6 protein-coding genes and 1 rRNA gene are annotated in these 6,505 nt (G+C 39.4%); 1 reads left to right on the top strand and 6 read right to left on the bottom strand.

The window, feature by feature from the left end:
- From ACYSNU_RS03140 to ACYSNU_RS03115, 6 genes are all read right to left on the bottom strand, one after another.
- A 16S ribosomal RNA gene (locus ACYSNU_RS03140) occupies nucleotides 1–86 on the bottom strand; the annotation flags it as partial.
- A 609-nt stretch (nucleotides 87–695) separates the two neighbouring features.
- Complete coding sequence (locus ACYSNU_RS03135) at nucleotides 696–2,168, bottom strand: HAMP domain-containing sensor histidine kinase (RefSeq protein ID WP_461735746.1); 1,473 nt, start codon at nucleotides 2,166–2,168, stop codon at nucleotides 696–698.
- On the bottom strand, nucleotides 2,165–2,851 hold the full coding sequence (locus ACYSNU_RS03130) for a response regulator transcription factor (RefSeq protein ID WP_461735745.1): 687 nt from the start codon (nucleotides 2,849–2,851) through the stop codon (nucleotides 2,165–2,167). Before ACYSNU_RS03130 ends, ACYSNU_RS03135 begins: the two co-directional genes overlap by 4 nt.
- A gap of 38 nt (nucleotides 2,852–2,889) precedes the next feature.
- Nucleotides 2,890–4,311 (bottom strand): NADP-dependent phosphogluconate dehydrogenase, encoded by a 1,422-nt coding sequence (gene gndA, locus ACYSNU_RS03125; protein ID WP_461735744.1) that lies wholly within the window; start codon nucleotides 4,309–4,311, stop codon nucleotides 2,890–2,892.
- Between the two features lie 175 nt (nucleotides 4,312–4,486).
- Nucleotides 4,487–4,669 carry a 50S ribosomal protein L32 gene (gene rpmF, locus ACYSNU_RS03120; RefSeq protein WP_265455110.1) on the bottom strand — a complete coding sequence of 61 codons (183 nt, stop codon included), beginning with the start codon at nucleotides 4,667–4,669 and terminating at the stop codon, nucleotides 4,487–4,489.
- Nucleotides 4,670–4,732: 63 nt separating this feature from the next.
- Complete coding sequence (locus tag ACYSNU_RS03115; RefSeq protein WP_461735743.1) at nucleotides 4,733–5,287, bottom strand: YceD family protein; 555 nt, start codon at nucleotides 5,285–5,287, stop codon at nucleotides 4,733–4,735.
- A 168-nt stretch (nucleotides 5,288–5,455) separates the two neighbouring features.
- On the opposite strand from ACYSNU_RS03115, the gene ACYSNU_RS03110 reads away from it, so the two are divergent.
- A complete protein-coding gene (locus ACYSNU_RS03110; RefSeq protein WP_461735742.1) occupies nucleotides 5,456–6,235 on the top strand; it encodes an ABC transporter ATP-binding protein in 780 nt (259 codons plus the stop codon).
- Nucleotides 6,236–6,505: the final 270 nt, after the last annotated feature.

Genomic DNA, 6,505 nt, shown 5'->3' with positions numbered 1-6,505 from the left:
CTCCGGTGAAAGAAAAAGCGTTCGACTTGCATGTATTAGGCACGCCGCCAGCGTTCGTCCTGAGCCAGGATCAAACTCTCATAATAAAAGTGTTTGCACAATCTTGCGATTGTTAGCTCATTAATTGTTTGCTAGCTTTTGCTTGCAATGTTTATTTTGTTCTTGAATATCAAGAACGCCCTACACATTGGTTCGTTTGCTTTGTTCAGTTTTCAAAGGTCTACATGTTGCGATTCAGCCTCTCAAAAAGAAGCGAATCTGTTGTTTCAGCAACTTTTATATCTTATCAGCTTTTCAACTGATTGTCAATAACTTTTCAAAAAGTTTTTTTAGAAAAGTTTCGTTGCTGGCTTGTGAATTTTTTTGAAGTTTTGTTATCTTAAACTCCTCATCCTCAAGCGACTTTGTTAGTCTATCATGCCTTTATAGATTCGTCAACAAGAAATTTCAAATTTCTTAAACGAATTATTTCTTTCACAAGGACAAGATAAAATATACCAATCTTACAGCAAGAATGCAAGAGATAAATCACGCTTTTTGCTATTTTTTTTATTATCGGAACACTCTCTTTAATTCCTTCAAGATTGTTCGGAAATTGAACTAAAAGAAGCCGAAATCTCTCCTCGAAAACTTCGATATTTTGCAAATAAAAAAAGGATTCAAAACTACGGCTCTGAATCCTCTTAAGATATCTGTTATTTTACAACAAGTGGTAATGTAATTCTAAAAATTGTACCATGACCTACTGAGCTATCGACCGAAATTGTTCCCTTATAATTCTCAACAAGTTGTTTGGCGATTGATAAACCTAACCCGTTCCCACCCTTAGTCCGAGCACGAGCTTTATCTACTCGATAAAAGCGATTGAAGATTTTCTTTAAATCTTCTTCTGTGATTCCTTCACCAAAATCTTGAATAGCTAACTCAAAAGCAGTGCTATTGCGGGAGATTGATATATGCACTTCTTTGCGATTTGTTGAATATTTGACAGCATTATCTAAAATGATAATGATTAACTGTTCAAAATGATTGCGATAGATTTTAACATCGACTTCTTCATGTAAATCGTCATCTAGAGTAAAGGTAAATTCTGGATACAATATTTTGAAGTTATTAAAAACTTGATAGATAACTTCTTTGGCTTTAGAAGTTTCGTTTTTGTAAAGAATTTCCGATTGCTGTGCTCGAGACAAATCGAGCATCTCCTGAACGAGAGTCTTCATCCGACTAATTTCTTGGAGGCTTGCTAGAATGGATTCCTGCAGAATTTCTGGATCATCTTTTCCCCAGCGGTTCAGCATACTTAAATGACCTTCAATGACCGCCACCGGTGTCCTGAGTTCATGGGAAACATCCTCTACGAATTGTTTTTGACTTTCAATATAGAGTTTCATACGATCTAACATTTCATTGAAATTCTCTGAGATATCAGCGAGTTCATCATTTGTCTTGATTTCGGGCATCCGGGCGTCAGATTCTGGATCATTACGGATAATTTCCATCGTATTCCTGAGAACTTTTAAGGGTTTCAAAAAGTAACTGGAGAGCAAAAAACCTAAAAAGCTGGATAATATTAATGAAATAATTTCTAAAACAACTAAGGTCAGCAACAAGCGTTCACGAATTTCGTAAAAGCTGCTAAGGCTATAAAAGATTTGGGCATAGCCAACTACTTGATTGGTTGTGACTGAACGAATCGGCTCAACTGAAAGCAGGCCAGTTTCATTACTGATGGTGGTGATGTCTGCTTCTTTGACATCTGTTCCGGCGAAATCTTGCGTGGCTGCTTGTGTTTGGAAAATCGGTTCCTCTGACAAATCGAAAATTGTCAGATTCAAGTCTTCCTGACCTAATTCACTGTATAACCCATCAATTTCATAAACAGTCTGATCGTTGGAATTATCGGTTACCTCATCGGCTGAGTTAAACAAATAGGTCACAACCGAACTTGTCGATAATTCTTGATCAGCTTGAGCTAGACGAGCTACTGTATCAGTCATGGTTGTTTCAGCGTTGGCCTGCTCCCTCGACGCCATCAGGCTGACCGTCCGTTGATACGTAATAACAGCAAATATTGTAAAAACAACGAATATAAAGAAAGAACTTGCCAAGGCCCACTTGACAGTCAAAGAGGGCCCCTTCAGTTCTACTTGTTTTCTATTTATCATGAACGCATCACATAGCCTGTTCCCCGTACAGTTTGGATATAGCTTTCTTCTCCGGGAACATCAATTTTATTTCTGAGGTAACGGATATAAACATCGACAACGTTTGTCTCAACTTCTGTTTCATAACCCCAGACTTTGTTTAATAAAACATCTCGAGCTAAAACAACATTAATGTTTTCCATTAAAGTTAACAGTAGTTCATACTCACGTTTCGTCAATTCGATAATCTCTTCACCACGACGCACCACTCGATTTTCCTTTTCAATCGTCAAATCGCGGTAGGTTAATGTCGTTTGCTTGGCGATATTTTTATCGCCTTCAATGTCAATTCGGCGCAATAAGGCTCTTAAGCGTGCTAACAGCTCTTCAATAGCGAAGGGCTTAACGATATAATCATCTGCACCGTGATCTAAACCAGAAACCCGATCAATCACCGAATCACGGGCCGTCATCATAATAATGGGTGTGTTTTTCACCTGACGTACCCGTCGGCAAACTTCTAAGCCGTTCAATTCAGGCAACATTAAATCCAGCAAGATAGCATCCCATTCTTCCTCAAGGGCAGCTTCTAAGCCAGTCCGTCCATTGTAATGAACTTCTGTCGTGTAGCCTTCATGCTTTAACTCCAATTCAACAAAGCGAGCCAAGTTCTTTTCATCTTCAATGATTAGAATACTACTCATTCAATTTTCCTTTCTTCGCTAACATTCTCTTCTGCGAATTATTCTTCGTGGTACCAGCTATAGTGATAAATGCCTTCTTTGTCTGTCCGTTCATAGGTGTGGGCACCAAAGTAATCTCGTTGTGCTTGGATTAAGTTGGCCGGTAAACGTTCTGCCCGGTATGAATCAAAATAAGCAATCGCTGCTGAGAAAGTTGGTGCAGGAATCCCTGCTTGAACAGCAATCGCCACAACATCTCTAACAGCTTGTTGGTATTTCGCGGTAATTTCCATGAAATAGTCATCCAACAATAAATTCTTCAAATCCGCATCTTTGTCATAGGCGTCGGTAATGCGTTGCAAGAAGCGAGCTCGAATAATACAACCAGCGCGCCAAATTTTAGCGATTTCGCCAAAGGGTAAGTCCCAATCGTATTCTTTTGAAGCGACACGTAATTGTGCAAATCCTTGGGCATAGCTCATGATTTTACTAAAGTATAAAGCTTCGCGAATTTTTTCAATCAATTCCGTTTTGTCACCAGCGTAATTATATGGTGCTGGTTTCGGTAAGACTTTGCTGGCTTCCACCCGTTCTTCTTTATAGGCTGAAATATAGCGGGCAAAAACAGATTCAGTAATCAATGATAATGGCACACCTAAGTCTAAAGCATCTTGACTGGTCCATTTACCAGTGCCTTTATTCCCTGCAGCATCTAAAATAACGTCCACAATTGGTTTGCCAGTGCCTTCATCATCTTTACGAGTTAAAATGTCAGCAGTAATTTCAATAAGGTAAGAATCCAATTCGCCTTTGTTCCATTCGCTGAAAATATCTGCCATTTCTGAAACAGATAAGCCTAGAATATTTTGCATTAAATCATAAGACTCAGCGATTAATTGCATGTCGCCGTATTCGATCCCATTATGAACCATTTTGACATAATGACCGGCACCGTTTGCGCCGATATAGGTCACACATGGTGCGCCGTCTTCTGCTTTAGCCGAAATTTCTTCTAAAATTGGCGCTACTAAATCATACGCTTCTTTTTGGCCACCAGGCATAATAGAGGGGCCTTCCAAGGCGCCTTTTTCACCACCAGAAACGCCGGTGCCGATAAAGTTGATACCAGAATTAGCTAACTCTTCATTGCGGCGAATCGTATCTTTAAAGTAGGTGTTCCCACCATCGATTAAAACGTCCCCTTTATCAAGGTGAGGTAATAGCGATTGGATAGTCGCGTCTGTTCCAGCGCCAGCTTTGACCATTAATAAAATGCGACGAGGTGTTTCTAATGAGTTCACGAATTCTTCTACAGTAAAAGCAGCGTGCAGATTTTTATCCGGATGTTCAGCAATCACTTCTTCGGTTTTAGAACCCGTCCGGTTATAGATAGCGACAGAGTAGCCGCGGCTTTCGATGTTCAGTGCTAGGTTTTTACCCATGACGGCCATGCCGACAACACCGATTTGTTGTTTTGTCATTTTGGTACCTCCTAAAAAAATGGGAATTCTCCCTAATCTCTCTCATTATATCCTAAGAAATTAATAATTGAAACAAAATAGTATTTGTTTGTGAAAAAAACTAAATAACATCCGTCATAAGAAAACCCCGAGACTCCATGGTTAGTCTCGGGGTTTTCGACATTTCAAAAATGTCTTATGCTTCTTCTTTAGTCATAACGTCTTTTCCGTCATAGTAGCCACAATTTGAGCATACATGATGGCTTTTCTTCATTTCACCACAATTAGGACATTCATTTAAACCGTTAATGGTTAATTTGTAATGAGTACGACGTTTTGCTTTTTTCGCTTTAGAAGTTTTACGAGCTGGTACTGCCATTGACAAACACCTCCTTTATAAATTTTTGCAGAAACATCCTGCAAATTTATTCCAATCTAGCGTTTATTTCGAATCATCGTCAGAGAATAATTCTGAAAGTTTAGCTAGACGAGGATCAAGCTGATCTGCTGCTTGTTCTTGTTGTAAAAGATAGTCCTCTTCAGACATCACTTGCCAACCATCACCCTCAGGTAATTTGTCCGCATGCTCCTCTGCCTCCGTCAAAACCCGTGTGGGGATTGCCAAGAGTACATTGTCTTCAATTGATTCATCTAAATCAATTGAATCCTTGTCTAAGATGATAATCTCTTCTTCAGGAATCAAATCCTCTCGCCGATTGTACTGTTCTGGTGTCATGAATACTTCATCCACCGTAAAGTCCATTGGCAAGACTACTGGTTCCAAAGAACGCGTCGAAGGTATTGTGATAACTGTCTGCACCCGATAATGAATAATATAGGCAGCTTTGTCGACAGTTAAAATTCCTTCCACAACAACTGGTTCCAAATCTAAAATGGAGCCATCACGTTTGATTAAATTTTGCTTTAAATCAAGAGTTTCGGAAAATTCTAAAGGTGTTTCCTGATATTTCCGAAGTTCTAATAATGACCATTTCATCTTCTCACCTCTACGCAACAAAAGCTATTATACAGGGCTTAAAAACCTTTGTCAATGAAATTTTCTTGACACCTTTTCATTTTGACTTTTTACCGCTTTTTGCTAAAAACAGTAGGCAAATTGGCTGGGATATTTTATAGTAATGCTATAGAAAAGAAGGTGTTTACTATGGAAATTATTTCATTTGAAAATGTTTCACTGATTCGGGAGCAGCATAAATTACTATCTGAAATTAATTGGCAGATGCAGGAAAAGGAAAACTGGGGTATTCTAGGGCTGAACGGCGCTGGCAAAACTTTGCTGCTGCAGCTAATCACCGGCAGCCTCTGGCCCTCTAGAGGCCGTTTGGAGGTTTTAGGCGAAGTCTTTGGCCACACGTCAATTCCAGAGCTACAAAAACGGATTGGTTGGGTTTCGACTGCATTGCAATATCGGATTCATGAATCCGAAACCGCTGAAAGAATCGTGTTATCAGGAAAATTTGCCAGTATTGGTATCTATCAAAAATATTCTGTTGAAGACATGGAGCAGGCTAAAAATATTTTACTTTCCTTTGATGCCAAGAGATTAATTGGGCGTCCTTATAAGCTATTGTCTCAAGGGGAACGGCAAATTGTCTTAATTAGCCGCGCTTTAATGGCTGACCCGGAGCTGTTAATTTTAGACGAACCCTGCAACGGACTAGATCTCTTTGCTAGAGAAGAACTGTTAGCCCGCATTGACCGCTTAGCTGCTGAAAAAAATTCACCAGCTCTATTGTTTGTCACCCATCACACGGAGGAGCTTTTGCCGACCTTTGATCACCTTTTGATGATTCGTGATGGTCAAATTTTTGATCAGGGTCAAAGAAAAGCCTTATTTACTAAGGAAAATCTATCGGACTTTTATCAAAAGCCGATTCGTTTTCAAGAGATTACACCTGAACGGTTAATGGTGTTGCCGGGATAAAGTGACCTTGTGACAAAACATGAGAATAAAAAGTGCAGTTACTATTGTAAATTGCAAAAGGACCAGCAAAAATTAGCATTTTGGGCTAACTTTTGCTGGTCCCTTTACATTGCCTTCTTCTGGCTTTTCAATGAGAAAGAGGCTGCAACATTAGTCTCTTTAACAGATAGAAACCCAAACCATACTTTGCTTGAGACTGTAGTCCAATAGGTTCTCGTCGCAAAATGACAATATTTAATCTTTCTTACAAGATAGTGTCCGTTAAGTTCG

Source organism: Enterococcus sp. LJL120, from assembly GCF_054871765.1.
This window is presented reverse-complemented; position numbering and strand designations above follow the sequence as displayed.